The sequence below is a fragment of the Bacillus sp. SIMBA_005 genome (assembly GCF_046535585.1).
Classification (GTDB): domain Bacteria; phylum Bacillota; class Bacilli; order Bacillales; family Bacillaceae; genus Bacillus; species Bacillus pumilus.
In genome coordinates, this window is sequence record NZ_JAWRWI010000001.1 from 335,257 (window position 1) to 351,552 (window position 16,296).

A 16,296-nucleotide genomic window follows, 5' to 3' on the forward strand; every position below is an offset into this window, starting at 1 on the left:
ATGACAGAACAAAAAGTAAGAAAAGAACTGAAAACAGATATGCCGTCGATCTATTCATTTGAGCTTCACGAAATGAAAGAATGGTTAAAAGAACAAGACGAAAAACCTTTCCGCGCAGCTCAAATTTTTGAGTGGCTTTATGAGAAACGTGTGACATCATTTGATGAAATGTCTAACCTCTCCAAAGAATTAAGAGAAAAGTTAAAAGATCAATTTACCATCACAACTTTAAAAACCGTGATCAAACAAACGTCTCAGGACGGAACGATCAAGTTTTTATTTGAACTGCATGATGGTTATACAATTGAAACAGTGCTTATGCGTCACGAATATGGAAACTCTGTCTGTGTGACAACACAGGTTGGCTGTCGAATTGGCTGTACATTCTGTGCATCTACACTTGGTGGTTTAAAACGAAACCTTGAAGCCGGAGAAATCGTTGCACAAGTATTAAAAGTGCAGCAGGCACTTGACGAAACAGACGAGAGAGTCAGCTCTGTTGTCATCATGGGAATTGGCGAACCGTTTGATAACTTTGAAGAAATGCTTGCCTTCCTTAAAATCATCAACCATGATAATGGCTTAAATATTGGTGCACGCCATATTACGGTTTCGACAAGCGGAATCATTCCAAAGATCTATCAATTCGCTGATGAGCAAATGCAAATCAACTTTGCTGTGTCATTGCACGCACCGAACACAGAGATCAGAAGCCGCCTAATGCCGATCAATAAGGCATATAAGCTGCCAAAATTAATGGAAGCCATCGAATACTACATTCAAAAGACGGGTAGACGTGTCAGCTTTGAATACGGCCTGTTTGGCGGAGTAAATGATCAAGTTCACCATGCAGAAGAACTGGCAGACCTATTAAAAGGAATCAAGTGCCACGTGAACCTCATTCCGGTGAACTATGTACCAGAGAGAGATTATGTGAGAACACCTAGAGAACAAATCTTCCTATTTGAAAAAACGCTGAAAGAACGCGGCGTAAACGTAACGATTAGACGAGAGCAAGGCCATGACATTGATGCTGCTTGCGGTCAGCTAAGAGCGAAGGAGCGTCAGGAAGAGACGAGGTGACGAATGTTGATAAGGGCAGCCTTTCTTACCGATACAGGAAAAGTCCGTCAGCATAATGAAGATGATGCAGGTATTTTTGAAGCAAAAGAAGATTCACTTCTCGCTGTTGTAGCAGACGGCATGGGAGGTCATCTTGCTGGTGATGTCGCCAGCAAGATGGCAGTCTCTTCTTTAAAAGAATACTGGGAAGAAATATCTTCAATTCCAGAAAAGCCAGCCGATCAAGAAAGCTGGTTAATCTCAAAAATCAGTGACATTAATGACCAAGTTTATGAACATGCGCAAAACAATGAGGAGTGCCAAGGAATGGGGACGACCATTGTATGTGCGCTCGTTCATTTGCAAACGGTCACAATTGCGCATATTGGAGACAGCCGCTGCTACCTGCTAAGAGAAGGAGCGCTGACCCAATTAACAGATGATCATTCACTCGTGAATGAGCTTGTGAAAACAGGTGAAATTTCAAAAGCGGATGCAGAATATCATCCAAGAAAAAATGTGCTCACGAAAGCATTAGGAACAGATAAGCGTGTTCAGATTGATGCACGCACCTTTGAAGTGGACCCAGGAGATCAAATCCTGCTTTGCTCAGATGGTCTATCGAATAAAATAGAAGAAGAGCATTTGATTCATATTTTAACGCAAACAACCGCACCAGAGGAAAAAGTAACAGAGTTAATACAAACAGCGAATGACAACGGCGGTGAAGATAACATTACAGCAGTACTGTTAGAAATCTCCTCCCAGCCAGAGGAGGGTGACAGCAAGTGTTGATCGGAAAAAGGATCAGCGGCCGTTATCAGATTCTTCGCGTCATAGGCGGAGGCGGAATGGCAAACGTCTATTTGGCGGAGGATATGATTTTAGATCGCGAAGTAGCGATTAAAATTTTGCGGTTTGACTTTGCGAGCGATGATGATTTTATTAGACGTTTCCGGAGGGAAGCGCAGTCAGCTGCAAGCTTAGATCATTCGAATATTGTCAGCATCTACGATGTCGGGGAAGAAGATGACATTTATTATATTGTAATGGAATATGTCGAGGGAATGACGCTGAAGGAATACATACACGCCAATGGTCCGCTTCATCCGAAAGAAGCCGTTCGCATCATGGAACAAGTCGTTGCGGCGATGGAAGAAGCCCATGCGAAACAGCTCGTCCACCGTGACATTAAGCCTCACAATATATTAATAGACAATATGGGGAACATCAAAGTCACGGATTTTGGGATTGCCATGGCACTCAGCTCAGCGACCATTACCCATACAAATTCTGTCCTAGGCTCCGTGCACTACTTGTCTCCAGAACAAGCACGCGGGGGTCTTGCAACGAAAAAGTCAGACATCTATTCGCTTGGGATTGTGCTCTATGAACTCATCTCAGGACGCATGCCATTTGAAGGGGAATCGGCTGTCAGTGTTGCACTGAAGCATTTGCAATCAGAGCCGCCATCTGTGAGAAGGTGGAATCCTTCTGTTCCACAAAGCGTGGAAAACATCATTTTAAAGGCGATGGCCAAAGATCCATTTTATCGATATGAAGATGCATCTGAAATGCAAAAAGACTTAAAAACCGCTTTCGATCCAGCCAGATTAAAAGAAAAACGCTTTGTCATTGAAGAAGACCATGAAGCAACGAAAGCGATCCCAATTATTCAAGATCATCAAATCGATCAAGACAATGAAAAAACAGCCGTCCATCCGGCTCAAAAACCGAAGAAAAAAGAGAAACAAAAGCCGAAAAAGAAACGGAAAAAATGGCCATGGATTGTAGCATCTATCTTATTTATATTGACTGCTGCGACAATTTTAGCCATCACTGTGTTTCCAGGGCTGCTTTTTCCAAAAGATGTGGAAGTCACAGATGTATCTGGCATGACAGTTGAAAAAGCAGAAGATACCTTAAAGAAAGCTGGGTTCACCGTCGCTTCGGAGTCAATAGAGATCGCTGATGAGAAAATTGAAAAAGGTCTCGTCGTCAAAACAGATCCGAAAATCGGTACAAAGGTCAAAGAAGGAACAGAAATTCAGCTTTACGAAAGTACTGGCAAGGAAAAGACCGAATTACCTGATGTGACAGGCGAAAAGGTCGATAAAGCAAAAGAAATCTTAGAGAAAAAAGGGTTTAAACAGGTCGTTGTGGAGGAAGTGAATGACAATGACACCGAATCTGGGATTGTCATGGAACAGAGTCCTTCCGCGAATACTGAACTTGTAGCAGCAGATGAAGAAGTCACCTTGACTGTCAGTATAGGTCCTGCCGATATTACATTACGTGATTTAACGACGTATAGTAAGCAAGCGGCATCGAATTATTTAGAGGATAACGGCTTAAAGCTTGATGAAAAAGAAGCGTATTCTGATGATGTGCCAAAAGGCGAGGTCATGAAGCAGGAACCAGGAGCAGGAACGGCTGTTAAACCAGGTGACACGGTCAAGATTACATTCTCTCTTGGACCGAAGGAAAAACCAGCCAAAACGGTGACCGAAAAGATTGCGATCCCTTATGAACCAGAAGCGGAAGGACAGGAGATGAATGTCCAAATTTCCATTGATGATGCGGAGCATAGCATCTCTGATTCATACGAAAGCTTTAAAATCACTGCGCCGACTGAACGGACCATTAAATTTAAGATTGAACCAGGTCAAAAAGGATATTATCAAGTGACGGTTGATGATAAAGTCGTCAGCTCGAAAACGATCGAATACCCTGATGATGAATAAAGGAGGGACTTTATGCCTGAGGGCAAAATTATTAAAGCATTAAGCGGATTCTACTATGTACTGGATGAGTCACAAGAGAGTGGAAAAGTGGTTCAGTGCAGAGCGAGAGGCATTTTTCGAAAAAACAAAATTACACCTCTTGTTGGCGATTACGTCGTGTATCAAGCAGACAACGATAAAGAAGGCTACTTATTAGAAGTAAAAGAACGGACAAACGAACTTGTTCGTCCGCCTATCAGTAACGTTGATCAAGCGGTACTTGTTTTCTCAGCGGCAGAACCAACCTTTAGCACCTCACTCTTAGACAGATTTTTAGTGCTTGTTGAAGCCAATCATATTGAGCCGATTATCTGTATCACTAAAATGGACTTATTGAAAACAGACGAAGAGCGTGAAACGATCATGGCATATGCAGACGACTATCGGCAAATTGGCTATGAGGTTCATTTAACCTCTACGATTGAAGGAGACGGCATTGAGAAGCTGACTCCGCACTTTCACCATAAAATCACGGTATTTGCCGGTCAGTCTGGTGTAGGCAAATCGTCCCTTTTAAATGCGATGAGTCCTGAATTGGCTCTGAAAACAGATCATATCTCATCCCATCTCGGACGAGGAAAGCATACGACAAGACATGTCGAACTCATTCGAACAGCAGACGGGCTCATTGCAGATACTCCGGGCTTTAGCTCGCTCGAATTTACTGGCATCGAAGCAGAAGATCTAGGTCTATACTTTTTAGATATTAGAGACCGAAGTGCAGATTGTAAATTTAGAGGCTGCCTGCACGTGAAAGAGCCTGGGTGTGCGATAAAAGATGCGGTCGAGCATGATCAAATCAAAGAGTATCGCTATCAGCATTATTTAGAGTTTTTAACAGAAATCAAAGACAGAAAGCCGAGGTACTAAATCATGGTTTATATTGCACCTTCCATTTTATCAGCAGATTTTGCCAATTTGGAGAAAGATATCCGTGATGTGGAACAAGGCGGTGCAGATTACATTCATATTGATGTCATGGATGGTCATTTTGTTCCGAATATGACATTTGGGCCAAATGTCGTCGAAGCGATCAGACCGCATACGCGTCTTCCGCTTGATGTTCACCTAATGATTGAGCAGCCAGATCGGTATATTCCTGCATTCGCAAAAGCTGGCGCTGATATTATTTCTGTTCATGTGGAAGCTTGTCCGCACTTACATCGAACAATACAACATATGAAAGAACAAGGTGTAAAAGCAGGGGTGGTCTTGAATCCGCACACACCCGTTTCTCACATTGAGCATGTATTAGAAGATGTGGACCTTGTGTTATTCATGACAGTGAACCCTGGTTTCGGGGGACAGGCATTTATTCCATCTGTCCTCACGAAAGTAAAAGAAGTAAAAGCACTGAGTGAACAAAAGGGCTTAACTGATTTACTGATAGAAATAGACGGCGGTGTCAATGTAGAGACTGCAAAAAGCTGCAAAGAGGCAGGCGCTAATTTACTTGTAGCGGGCTCTGCGGTATACGGTAAAGACAACCGCGCAGCAGCGATCCAGGCAATTCGAGAAGCGTAAAGGAAGGAACCAAAGTCATTGTGATCTTTGGTTCTTTTTACATGGAGAGGAGCGTATATCATGCACATACATATCGTAGCCGGCGGTCCTTTTGAATACATCCCGCCACTTGAACGTGAAGCATCACAAGAGGATGTTCTCTGGATTGGCGTAGACCGTGGAACCCTCTTCTTACTAGAGCACGGCATTATCCCTGCCAAAGCCTTTGGTGATTTTGACAGTGTGACAGAAGAAGAGCTTCGGGAGCTGAAAGAAAAATTGCCTGCCCTGAATGTCTTTCAAGCTGAAAAGGATGAAACCGATTTAGAGCTTGCACTGAACTGGGCACTCAGTCAGCACCCAGCACATATTTACATCTACGGTATTACAGGAGGAAGGGCGGATCATTTTCTAGGAAATATCCATCTTCTTTACAAAGGGATTCAGCACAAGCAGAATATCACCCTTGTAGACAAACAAAATATCATTCAAATGTTTGAACCTGGTACATACGAAATAAAAGAAGATCAGGATAAACAATATGTGTCGTTTCTGCCCTTTGGAACACCGGTTGAAAAGCTGACATTAAAAGGTTTCAAATATCCTCTGAAAAATTGTCATATTGAGCCTGGTTCCACACTATGTATTAGTAACGAACTCATCCACTCAAATGGTACTTTTTCTTTTCGTGAAGGCATATTAATAATGGTAAGAAGCAAAGATTGACCAACCTATCAATGTGGATGGCTGATTAAGCTCAATTGTGCTGCAAGCGGTACTTTTAGGAGGGGGACAAAATGAAATTTTATACAATCAAACTGCCTAGATTTCTTGGCGGCATTGTCCGTGCGATGCTTGGTTCATTTAAGAAAGATTAATGAGTAATCTCCTTTATTTCCACATAAAAACGCCTGCTACAATTTATTGTAGCAGGCGTTTACTCTTGCTTATACACGCTCAACTTTACCAGATTTCAAAGCTCGAGCTGATACATATACTCTTTTAGGCTTACCGTCCACTAGAATACGAACTTTTTGAAGGTTCGCGCCCCATGTACGTTTTGTAGAGTTCATTGCGTGAGAACGATTGTTCCCAGCTTTTGTTTTTCTGCCTGTGATAACGCATTTACGTGCCATTTGTTTCCCTCCTAACTGCGAAAACATCATCATATTCTTCATATACGTACTTAGAGATGCCTCAAGATACTTTAATAATTTACCACAGCTTCAAGGGGTTTGCAAGGATTGTTTACTCCTCTTTCAAGAAAAATACCTTGACATCTTGATAAAAAATCAAGGCTATAGTATAAGTAGGATTGGGTCGGATTGAAGGATTTCTTTTAAAAAGAAGGGTCTTATAGTAAAATAGTGATAACTCAGGGCAATTTCTCAAAAAGGGGGAACCAATATGTCCATTGAACTTAGAACAAAATACGGACAAATTGATATATCAAATGAAGTCATTGCAATGGTGGCAGGAGGCGCTGCGATCGATTGCTATGGTATTGTTGGGATGGCGTCCAAAAATCAAATCAAGGACGGCTTGACGGATATTCTCCGCAAAGAGAACTTCAGCCGGGGTGTTCTTGTGCGTCAAAAAGAAGACCGCATTCATATTGATATGTACATCATCGTCAGCTACGGTACAAAAATATCAGAAGTCGCACATAATGTTCAAACGAAAGTCAAATATACGATTTCTCACACAGTTGGACTTTCTGTTGATTCGGTCAACATTTATGTACAAGGAGTAAGAGTTACGAACCCGTAGTAAGGAGGAAATATATTGTCTATTAGAATTCTTGATGGCCGCTCATTTGCAAAAATGATTCTTGCAGGTGCTCACCATCTTTCTCAAAACGCACAAATTGTGGATGCGTTAAATGTTTTTCCAGTGCCAGACGGAGACACGGGGACAAATATGAATTTGTCAATGACTTCAGGGGCAAAAGCAGTTGAAGAAACAAATACCGATCATATTGGGAAGGTCGGCGTGGCATTGTCAAAAGGGCTATTGATGGGCGCAAGAGGGAACTCAGGCGTCATTCTATCACAGCTATTTAGAGGTTTCAGTAAACAGATCGAACAAAAAGAAACGATTGATGCAAAAGAATTTGCTCTTGCCTTACAGGCAGGTGTCGATACAGCATATAAAGCCGTGATGAAGCCGATTGAAGGGACCATCTTAACGGTTGCAAAGGATGCAGCAAAGAAAGCGGTTGCTGTTTCAGCAACCGAAAATAACATTGACCGCGTTCTTGAGTTAACGATTGAGGAAGCGAGAGCATCACTTGAGCGAACGCCAGATCTACTTCCTGTTTTAAAAGAAGTAGGCGTTGTCGATAGTGGAGGTAAAGGACTTCTCTGCGTATATGAAGGTTTCCTTGCTTCATTAAGAGGAGAGGAGCTTCCTTCGAAAGCGGCCTCTTTACCAACGTTAAAAGAACTTGTCAGTGCAGAGCATCATAAAAGTGCACAAAGCCATATGAACACTGAAGATATCGAATTTGGTTATTGTACTGAATTTATGGTGAAATTTGAAGAAGACAAACAGTCCTTTGATGAGAATGCCTTCAGAGAAGACTTAAGCGAATTCGGAGATTCACTTCTTGTGGTATCTGATGAAACGCTGGCGAAAGTTCATATACATGCAGAGCAGCCTGGAGATGTCTTATCCTATGCACAGCGCTACGGCAGCCTGATCAACATGAAAATTGAAAACATGAGAGAGCAGCATAGCTCGATTGTGAACGAAGAAAAAGAACATGCGACTACTGCACCAAAGGCACCTACTGCTGAAAAACAGCGCTTTGGAGTCGTCAGTGTCGCAATGGGAGAAGGAATTGCTGACTTGTTTAAAAGTATCGGAGCTTCCGTCGTCATTGAAGGTGGACAGACGATGAACCCGAGCACAGAAGACATTGTCACAGCAATTGAAAGCGTACATGCCGAAACCGTCTTTATCTTACCTAATAATTCTAATATTGTCATGGCAGCGAAACAGGCGGCAACTGTCTCAAGTCGTGAGGTTGTTGTTATTCCGACGAAAACCGTTCCACAAGGGATGTCGGCACTCCTTTCTCTCAATGAAGCAGCTTCAAACGAAGATAACGAAGCGGCGATGCTAGAAGCGATTGACCACGTAAAAAGCGGTCAAATTACTTTTGCGGTGAGAGATACCCAAATCGATGGAATCGACATTGCCAAAGGAGATTATATGGGTCTCTTTAACGGAAAAATCACCTTAACTGCGAAAAATCAATTAGATGCAGCCAAAGAACTTTTAACCAAAATGGTGACAGAAGATGATGAGATTGTTACGATCATTAAAGGGGAAGATGCATCATCTGAAGAGATGGACGACTTAGAAGCCTTTATTGAAGAAACATTTGAAGATATAGAAGTTGAAGTCCACGATGGAAAACAGCCGCTTTATTCATATATTTTGGCTGTGGAATAACGAAAGAAGGGCAAATCAAGCCCTTCTTCTTCTTTTGCAATTTTTTACTAACGATTCAACGGTGAAATGAGTTGCGGGAAATGATTGAATCCATTAGTCTAAAGAAAGAACCAAACCAATATGTGAGTGGTTATGAGAGGGGAAGACCTATGAAATTTAGAAGTGTGTTTGATATTATTGGACCCGTCATGATTGGTCCATCAAGTTCGCACACAGCGGGTGCGGCTCGAATAGGAAGAGTGGCTCGCAGCTTATTTGGAAGAGAACCGAAACGAATTGTCGTTTCATTTTATGGCTCTTTTAAAGATACGTATAAAGGACATGGTACAGATGTCGCCATTATCGGCGGCGTTCTTGATTTTGATACATTTGATGAACGCATCAAAACAGCGATCAATATTGCAAAAAGCAAAGGGATCGACATTGAATTTAAAGAAGAAGATGCGGTACCAGCGCATCCGAATACAGCAAAAGTAGAGATATCAGATGCGAACGGAAGCCTTGAATTAATCGGGATTTCCATCGGCGGTGGTAAAATTGAAATCACTGAACTGAATGGCTTTGAGCTCAGACTTTCAGGAAATCATCCTGCCATTCTTGTGGTTCATAACGATCGCTACGGTACGATTGCGGCAGTCGCCAACGTGTTAGCGAAATTCGCCATCAACATCGGTCATATGGAAGTGGCGCGTAAAGATGTCGGGCAAGAGGCTCTGATGACCATCGAAGTGGATCAAAATATTGACCCAGCTGTCCTAACAGAGCTTGAAACGCTGCCAAACATTATTCAAGTCACACAAATTGCAGAGTAACAACAAGGAGGTTATGGATGATGTTTAAAAACGTCAAAGAACTCGTGCAGCTAACAGAAGAACGGAATACCTCCATTTCAGAAATCATGATTACGCAAGAAATGGAAGTGACAGGGAAGTCACGTGAAGATATTTTCTCCCAAATGTACCGCAACCTAGAAGTGATGGAGCAGGCCGTAGAAAACGGGCTGAAAGGTGTGAAATCATTATCCGGTTTAACAGGCGGAGATGCGGTCAAACTTCAAGCGTATATCGCATCAGGCAAAACATTGTCTGGTCATACGATATTAGATGCTGTCAGTAAGGCAGTGGCAACAAATGAAGTCAATGCCGCAATGGGTACGATCTGTGCAACGCCTACAGCAGGCTCAGCAGGTGTTGTGCCAGGTACGTTATTTGCAGTAAAACAAACATTAAAGCCAACAAAGGAACAAATGGTCAGATTCCTATTCACTTCTGGCGCATTTGGTTTTGTTGTGGCCAATAATGCGAGCATCTCTGGTGCAGCAGGCGGCTGTCAGGCTGAGGTAGGTTCAGCCTCAGGAATGGCGGCAGCAGCCATTGTCGAAATGGCAGGCGGTACCCCTCAGCAATCTGCTGAAGCAATGGCGATTACACTGAAAAATATGCTTGGACTTGTTTGTGACCCAGTAGCTGGACTTGTCGAGGTACCGTGCGTAAAACGAAACGCCATGGGTGCATCAAATGCGATGATCGCAGCAGATATGGCACTTGCTGGTATCACAAGCCGTATTCCATGTGATGAAGTCATTGATGCGATGTATAAAATTGGTCAAACCATGCCAACGGCACTTCGCGAAACAGCACAAGGCGGACTTGCTGCAACACCGACAGCAAGAGAGCTTGAAAAGAAGATTTTCGGAGGTGTGACCTCATCTCGTGATACAGAAACTGCAAGATAACGTCTCAGTCCTCAAGGGGATTGGAGAAGAAACTGAAAAAACACTCAATGAACTTGGAATCCACACAGTAGCCGATTTACTTGGCTACTTTCCTTATCGATATGATGACTATGAGCTTCGTAATTTAGAAGAAGTAAAGCATGACGAACGTGTCACAGTTGAAGGAAAAGTGCACAGTGAGCCCGTCCTCACCTATTATGGAAAAAAACGAAGCAGGCTGACATTCAGGCTGCTTGTCGGGCGTTTTCTCATCACAGCCATTTGCTTCAATCGCCCTTATTTAAAACGAAGCCTTGTGTTAGGTGATACGGTATCCGTCACTGGCAAATGGGATAAAAACCGTCAATCCATCATGGTGCAGGAATTTAAAAAAGGGACGCACGAGCAAGATGGCAGTATAGAGCCTGTTTATTCAGTAAAAGAAAATGTAACCGTGAAGATGATGAGGCGTTTTGTCAAACAAGCCTTGTCACTTTATGTAGATAAAGCTGAAGATCCACTGCCAAAGCAGCTTGTCTCTACCTATAAACTTATGTCCTATCAGGAAGCATTAAAAACCATTCACCTGCCAGAAACAAGAGAATCACTAAAGCAAGCAAGACGACGCTTTGTGTACGAAGAATTTCTTATTTTCCAGCTAAAGATGCAGGCCATTAGAAAGAAAGAACGAGAAAAAACATCGGGCATCCAGCATCTGTTTTCCAAAGAGGCTGTTTTTGAGTTTGTTCACAGCCTGCCATTTCCACTGACAAAGGCACAATCAAGAGTGCTTGATGAAATTATGTCTGATATGGCTTCCCCGTACCGGATGAACCGTCTGCTTCAAGGGGATGTAGGTTCAGGGAAAACTGCTGTTGCAGCTATTGCACTATATGCCGCTCATTTATCCGGCTATCAAGGTGCATTAATGGTCCCAACAGAGATTTTGGCAGAGCAGCATGCAGATTCCCTTTATCAGCTGTTTGAAAAATGGGGACTAAATATCGCCCTACTAACAAGCTCTGTAAAAGGAAAGCGCCGCAGAGAATTGCTGGAACGTCTAAAAGAGGGCGAGATCGATATATTAGTTGGAACGCATGCACTCATCCAAGACGAAGTCGAATTTCAGCAGCTCGGTCTTGTGATTACAGATGAGCAGCACCGGTTTGGCGTAGAACAACGGAAAAAATTAAGAAGTAAAGGGCAGGACCCAGATGTCTTGTTCATGACTGCCACACCTATTCCGCGTACACTTGCGATCACTGTTTTTGGAGAAATGGACGTTTCCGTCATTGATGAATTACCAGCCGGCAGGAAACAGATCGAAACGTATTGGGTCAAGCATGACATGCTTGAGAGAATTCTTGCATTTGTGGATAAAGAGCTGAAAAAAGGAAGACAGGCATATATTATTTGTCCACTCATAGAAGAATCAGACAAGCTGGATGTGCAAAATGCGATTGATGTCCATAGCATGCTGACAGAGGCATACCGCGGTAAGTGGGCGATCGGCTTAATGCACGGGAAACTGGCGAGTGATGAAAAAGATCAAGTGATGAGAGACTTTACAGCAAATGAAGTACAAATTCTCGTTTCAACCACAGTCGTTGAAGTTGGCGTCAACGTGCCGAATGCGACCATCATGGTCATTTACGATGCAGACCGCTTCGGACTGTCTCAGCTTCATCAGCTCAGAGGCCGGGTTGGACGCGGAGAGCATCAATCATTTTGTATTTTAATGGCGGATCCAAAATCAGAAACCGGGAAAGAGCGAATGAGGATTATGTCCGAAACAACCGACGGCTTTGAGCTGTCTGAAAAGGACTTAGAGCTAAGAGGACCTGGCGATTTCTTCGGTAAAAAACAAAGCGGAATGCCTGAATTTAAAGTAGCAGATATGGTTCATGACTACAGAGCACTGGAAACTGCTAGAAAAGATGCGGCAGAACTTGTGCAATCAGATGCATTTTGGACAGATCCCGAATACAAAGAACTTCGGCAAACACTTATAGACAGCGGGGTGCTGGGCGGAGATAAATTAAGCTGATCAAGCGCTGGAGGAATTTTCTTGTCTTTTTGAAACAAGGATTGATTTATCATCTATGAGATTATATACTACTATTAGTACCTAGTCATAAATGTACGGATGGTGTCTGCATATGAAACTAAATAAAAAAGAACGTCAAAAGCTTCTCCAGCAAACGATCAGCTCGACTCCGTTCATTACTGATGAAGAATTGGCAAGTAAATTCGGTGTAAGTATTCAAACGGTTCGTCTTGATCGTTTGGAACTGTCGATTCCTGAATTACGCGAAAGAATTAAGCATGTGGCCGAAAAGACATTAGAGGATGAAGTGAAATCACTTCCGCTGGATGAAGTAATTGGAGAAATGATTGATGTAGAGCTTGATGACCAAGCCATTTCCATTTTAGAAGTGAGAAAAGAGCATGTATTCAGCCGAAACCAAATTGCCAGGGGGCATCATCTTTTCGCCCAGGCAAATTCGCTTGCAGTAGCGGTCATTGACGATGAACTGGCTTTAACAGCAAAAGCGAATATTAAATTTACAAGGCAGGTTAAACAAGGCGAACGAGTCGTCTCAAAAGCCAAAGTAGCTTCGCATGATAAAGAAAAAGGCAGAACTGTAGTTGAAGTAAACAGCTATGTTGGTGAGGAAGTTGTCTTCTCAGGTGACTTCGTCATGTATCGCTCAAAACAAAAGTAAAAGGTGGCACGTAATATGAGAATTGCAGTCGATGCAATGGGGGGAGACCATGCCCCTAAAGCCATAATTGACGGTGTGCAAAAAAGCTTAACGGCATTTTCAGATATCGAGATTACACTTGTCGGCGATGAAAATAAAATCAAACCATACATAACAAATAACGAGCGCATTACGATTTTAGATGCAAAAGAAGTCATTGAACCGACAGATGAACCAGTACGTGCAGTCAGACGTAAAAAGGATTCATCTATGGTGAAAATGGCGCAAGAAGTATCCGAAGGACGAGCTGATGCTTGTATTTCAGCAGGAAACACTGGCGCACTCATGACAGCAGGACTGTTTATCGTAGGAAGAATTGATGGCATCGATAGACCGGCACTTGCGCCAACACTGCCAACACTTGATGGCAGCGGGTTTTTATTACTAGATGTCGGCGCAAACGTTGATGCCAAACCAGAACACCTTGTGCAATATGCCATGATGGGTTCAATCTACGCAGAGCGTGTTTTTCCAAAGAGTAATCCCCGTGTAGGATTGTTAAATGTAGGAACAGAAGATAAAAAAGGAAACGATCTCACGAAAAAAACTTTTGAATTATTAAAAGCATCAGACTTGAATTTCGTAGGAAATGTGGAGTCTCGTGATTTATTAGAAGGTGTAGCAGATGTCGTTGTCACAGATGGCTTCACAGGAAATATCGCTCTCAAAACGATTGAAGGCACAGCTCTTTCTGTATTTAAAATGCTGAAAGAAACCTTAACATCCAGCTTCACAGCAAAAATAGCGGCTGGCATGATGAAGCCGAAATTGATGCAGATGAAGTCTAAAATGGATTACTCCGAATATGGCGGTGCCGCTTTATTTGGTTTAAAGGCACCTGTCATTAAAGCGCACGGTTCCTCTGATGAAAACGCCATTTTTCATGCCATTCGTCAGGCACGTGATATCGTAGAAAAAGACGTTTCAGCCATCATTCATCAAGAAGTCCAAAAAGAAACCACGAACGAGTCTTAATGGAGGTAAAACATCATGACTAAAATTGCATTTTTATTCCCTGGTCAAGGCTCTCAAAAAATTGGCATGGGGAAAGATTTATTTGATCAAGAAGCAGTATCTAAATCTGTATTTGAAGAAGCAGACAAGACCCTCGGTTTTGACTTATCTTCAATGATTTTTGAAGGAGATGCGGAAGAACTGACGCTCACTTATAACGCGCAGCCAGCTCTTTTAACGACAAGTATCGCCATCTTAAAGAAATTTGAAGAGAGTGGAATCAAAGCAGATTACGCAGCAGGACATAGCCTTGGCGAATATACGGCCCTCGTTGCAGCAGGTGCACTTTCATTTCAAGATGCTGTGTATGCTGTAAGAAAGCGCGGCGAATTAATGAATGAAGCTGTTCCAGCAGGAGAAGGCGCTATGGCAGCGATCCTTGGCTTAGATCAAGCTGCGCTTTTAGAAGTGACAAAAGAAGTGACAGAGAGCGGTCACCTTGTAGAACTCGCTAACTTAAACTGTCCTGGTCAAATCGTGATCTCTGGTACAGCAAAAGGTGTCGAACTCGCTTCAGAGAAAGCGAAAGAAAAAGGAGCAAAACGTGCGATTGCCCTTGAAGTGAGTGGACCTTTCCATTCTGCCTTAATGAAACCAGCCGCTGAAAAATTCACAGATGTTCTGTCAAAGCTAGACATTAAAGATGCCAAAACACCAGTGATCTCAAATGTCACAGCAGATATCGTTACATCTCGTGATGCTATTGAAACAAAACTCATTGAACAATTGTATTCTCCTGTACGATTTGAAGAAAGCGTAGAACGTCTGATTGATTTAGGCGTGACAACTTTTATTGAAATTGGCCCGGGCAAAGTGCTTTCAGGTCTTGTGAAAAAGGTTAACCGCCGCCTGACAACCATTTCAGTTTCAGATCAGGAAACAATTGAAGCAGCCATTGAAACATTGAAGGAGGATTCTTGATGCTTACAAATAAAACAGCCGTTGTAACAGGTGCATCACGCGGGATTGGCCGTTCTATCGCGATCGATTTGGCAAAGAATGGTGCAAATGTTGTCGTCAACTATTCTGGAAACGAAGCAAAAGCAAATGAAGTCGTAGACGAAATCAAAGCACTTGGCCAGCAGGCATTTGCCGTTAAAGCTGATGTTTCAAATGCTGAAGAAGTACAAGCGCTCATGAAGCAAGCGATTGACACATTTGGTTCAATTGACATCCTTGTCAATAATGCAGGGATCACAAAGGACAACCTGCTTATGAGAATGAAAGAAAATGAATGGGATGACGTCATTAACATAAACTTAAAAGGTGTCTTTAACTGTACAAAAGCCGTGACACGTCAAATGATGAAACAGCGCAGCGGAAGAATCATCAACTTGGCTTCAGTAGTTGGCGTATGTGGAAACCCTGGACAAGCAAACTATGTTGCAGCAAAAGCTGGTGTCATCGGGTTAACGAAAACAACAGCAAAAGAGCTGGCAACTCGTCATATTACAGTCAATGCAGTAGCACCAGGCTTTATTTCTACTGATATGACAGACAAGCTTGATGAGAATGTACAGACTGAAATGCTCAAGCAGATCCCGCTTGCACGCTTTGGTGCACCTGAAGATATTAGCAACGTTGTTGTCTTTTTAGCTTCAGAAGGAGCAGGTTATATTACAGGCCAAACCATCCAAGTAGATGGCGGAATGGTCATGTCTTAAGAAATATCAAAATTTCATTAGGTTTTCTCTAGTTTTTTAAAAACGAATCAACTATAATACTTTGAGGGGAGGTGAAAGGCAATGGCAGACGTATTAGAGCGTGTATCAAAAATTATTGTAGACCGCCTTGGCGTTGATGAGGCTGACGTGAAAATGGAAGCTTCATTTAAAGAAGATTTAGGCGCTGATTCCCTTGATGTAGTTGAGCTAGTTATGGAACTTGAAGATGAGTTCGATATGGAAATTTCTGACGAAGATGCTGAAAAAATTGCAACAGTCGGTGACGCTGTGAACTACATAAATAGCCAGCAATAAGCGTAACAAAGTCCCGT

Annotated in this window: 18 protein-coding genes; 17 read left to right on the plus strand and 1 reads right to left on the minus strand. The window is 42.6% G+C overall.

Going from position 1 to position 16,296, the window contains the following annotated elements; translation table 11 throughout:
- From rlmN to spoVM, 7 genes are all read left to right on the plus strand, one after another.
- Entirely contained in the window at positions 1–1,083 is a 1,083-nt protein-coding gene (gene rlmN / locus SB660_RS01820) for a dual-specificity RNA methyltransferase RlmN (RefSeq protein WP_058014019.1), read from the plus strand.
- Positions 1,084–1,086: 3 nt separating this feature from the next.
- The gene (locus tag SB660_RS01825) at positions 1,087–1,857 is read left to right on the plus strand and encodes a Stp1/IreP family PP2C-type Ser/Thr phosphatase (protein ID WP_058014018.1); all 771 of its coding nucleotides are present in this window, start codon (positions 1,087–1,089) and stop codon (positions 1,855–1,857) included.
- Positions 1,851–3,806: a Stk1 family PASTA domain-containing Ser/Thr kinase gene (pknB, locus tag SB660_RS01830; protein WP_169056498.1), complete on the plus strand. Its 1,956-nt coding sequence runs from the start codon at positions 1,851–1,853 to the stop codon at positions 3,804–3,806. Before SB660_RS01825 ends, pknB begins: the two co-directional genes overlap by 7 nt.
- A gap of 12 nt (positions 3,807–3,818) precedes the next feature.
- Positions 3,819–4,715, plus strand: a complete 897-nt coding sequence (gene rsgA, locus SB660_RS01835) for a ribosome small subunit-dependent GTPase A (protein WP_180309024.1) — start codon at positions 3,819–3,821, stop codon at positions 4,713–4,715.
- A gap of 3 nt (positions 4,716–4,718) precedes the next feature.
- Positions 4,719–5,369 carry a ribulose-phosphate 3-epimerase gene (rpe, locus tag SB660_RS01840; RefSeq protein ID WP_058014015.1) on the plus strand — a complete coding sequence of 217 codons (651 nt, stop codon included), beginning with the start codon at positions 4,719–4,721 and terminating at the stop codon, positions 5,367–5,369.
- A 60-nt stretch (positions 5,370–5,429) separates the two neighbouring features.
- Positions 5,430–6,074, plus strand: a complete 645-nt coding sequence (locus SB660_RS01845; RefSeq protein ID WP_180309023.1) for a thiamine diphosphokinase — start codon at positions 5,430–5,432, stop codon at positions 6,072–6,074.
- 71 nt (positions 6,075–6,145) lie between these two features.
- Positions 6,146–6,226, plus strand: coding sequence for a stage V sporulation protein SpoVM (gene spoVM / locus SB660_RS01850; protein WP_008354550.1), 81 nt, complete (start codon positions 6,146–6,148; stop codon positions 6,224–6,226).
- A 69-nt stretch (positions 6,227–6,295) separates the two neighbouring features.
- On the opposite strand, the gene rpmB is transcribed toward spoVM, so the two are convergent.
- On the minus strand, positions 6,296–6,484 hold the full coding sequence (gene rpmB / locus SB660_RS01855; protein ID WP_003212514.1) for a 50S ribosomal protein L28: 189 nt from the start codon (positions 6,482–6,484) through the stop codon (positions 6,296–6,298).
- Between the two features lie 271 nt (positions 6,485–6,755).
- Between rpmB and SB660_RS01860 the strand changes: the two genes are divergently transcribed.
- From SB660_RS01860 to acpP, 10 genes are all read left to right on the plus strand, one after another.
- On the plus strand, positions 6,756–7,118 hold the full coding sequence (locus SB660_RS01860) for an Asp23/Gls24 family envelope stress response protein (RefSeq protein ID WP_003211680.1): 363 nt from the start codon (positions 6,756–6,758) through the stop codon (positions 7,116–7,118).
- A gap of 15 nt (positions 7,119–7,133) precedes the next feature.
- Positions 7,134–8,807, plus strand: a complete 1,674-nt coding sequence (locus SB660_RS01865) for a DAK2 domain-containing protein (protein ID WP_410581087.1) — start codon at positions 7,134–7,136, stop codon at positions 8,805–8,807.
- Between the two features lie 149 nt (positions 8,808–8,956).
- A complete protein-coding gene (gene sdaAB, locus SB660_RS01870) occupies positions 8,957–9,619 on the plus strand; it encodes an L-serine ammonia-lyase, iron-sulfur-dependent subunit beta (protein ID WP_410581088.1) in 663 nt (220 codons plus the stop codon).
- A gap of 20 nt (positions 9,620–9,639) precedes the next feature.
- Positions 9,640–10,542 (plus strand): L-serine ammonia-lyase, iron-sulfur-dependent, subunit alpha, encoded by a 903-nt coding sequence (sdaAA, locus tag SB660_RS01875; RefSeq protein WP_012009925.1) that lies wholly within the window; start codon positions 9,640–9,642, stop codon positions 10,540–10,542.
- The gene (gene recG, locus SB660_RS01880) at positions 10,520–12,568 is read left to right on the plus strand and encodes an ATP-dependent DNA helicase RecG (RefSeq protein WP_410581090.1); all 2,049 of its coding nucleotides are present in this window, start codon (positions 10,520–10,522) and stop codon (positions 12,566–12,568) included. Before sdaAA ends, recG begins: the two co-directional genes overlap by 23 nt.
- Before the next feature lie 112 nt (positions 12,569–12,680).
- Positions 12,681–13,247: a transcription factor FapR gene (gene fapR / locus SB660_RS01885; RefSeq protein ID WP_003210820.1), complete on the plus strand. Its 567-nt coding sequence runs from the start codon at positions 12,681–12,683 to the stop codon at positions 13,245–13,247.
- 15 nt (positions 13,248–13,262) lie between these two features.
- Complete coding sequence (gene plsX / locus SB660_RS01890; RefSeq protein WP_058014010.1) at positions 13,263–14,261, plus strand: phosphate acyltransferase PlsX; 999 nt, start codon at positions 13,263–13,265, stop codon at positions 14,259–14,261.
- A gap of 15 nt (positions 14,262–14,276) precedes the next feature.
- Positions 14,277–15,221: an ACP S-malonyltransferase gene (gene fabD, locus SB660_RS01895; protein ID WP_169056504.1), complete on the plus strand. Its 945-nt coding sequence runs from the start codon at positions 14,277–14,279 to the stop codon at positions 15,219–15,221.
- Positions 15,221–15,964 (plus strand): 3-oxoacyl-[acyl-carrier-protein] reductase, encoded by a 744-nt coding sequence (gene fabG / locus SB660_RS01900; RefSeq protein WP_058014008.1) that lies wholly within the window; start codon positions 15,221–15,223, stop codon positions 15,962–15,964. The genes fabD and fabG overlap by 1 nt, the downstream gene beginning before the upstream one ends.
- 81 nt (positions 15,965–16,045) lie before the next feature.
- Positions 16,046–16,279 (plus strand): acyl carrier protein, encoded by a 234-nt coding sequence (gene acpP, locus SB660_RS01905; RefSeq protein WP_003212028.1) that lies wholly within the window; start codon positions 16,046–16,048, stop codon positions 16,277–16,279.
- Positions 16,280–16,296: the final 17 nt, after the last annotated feature.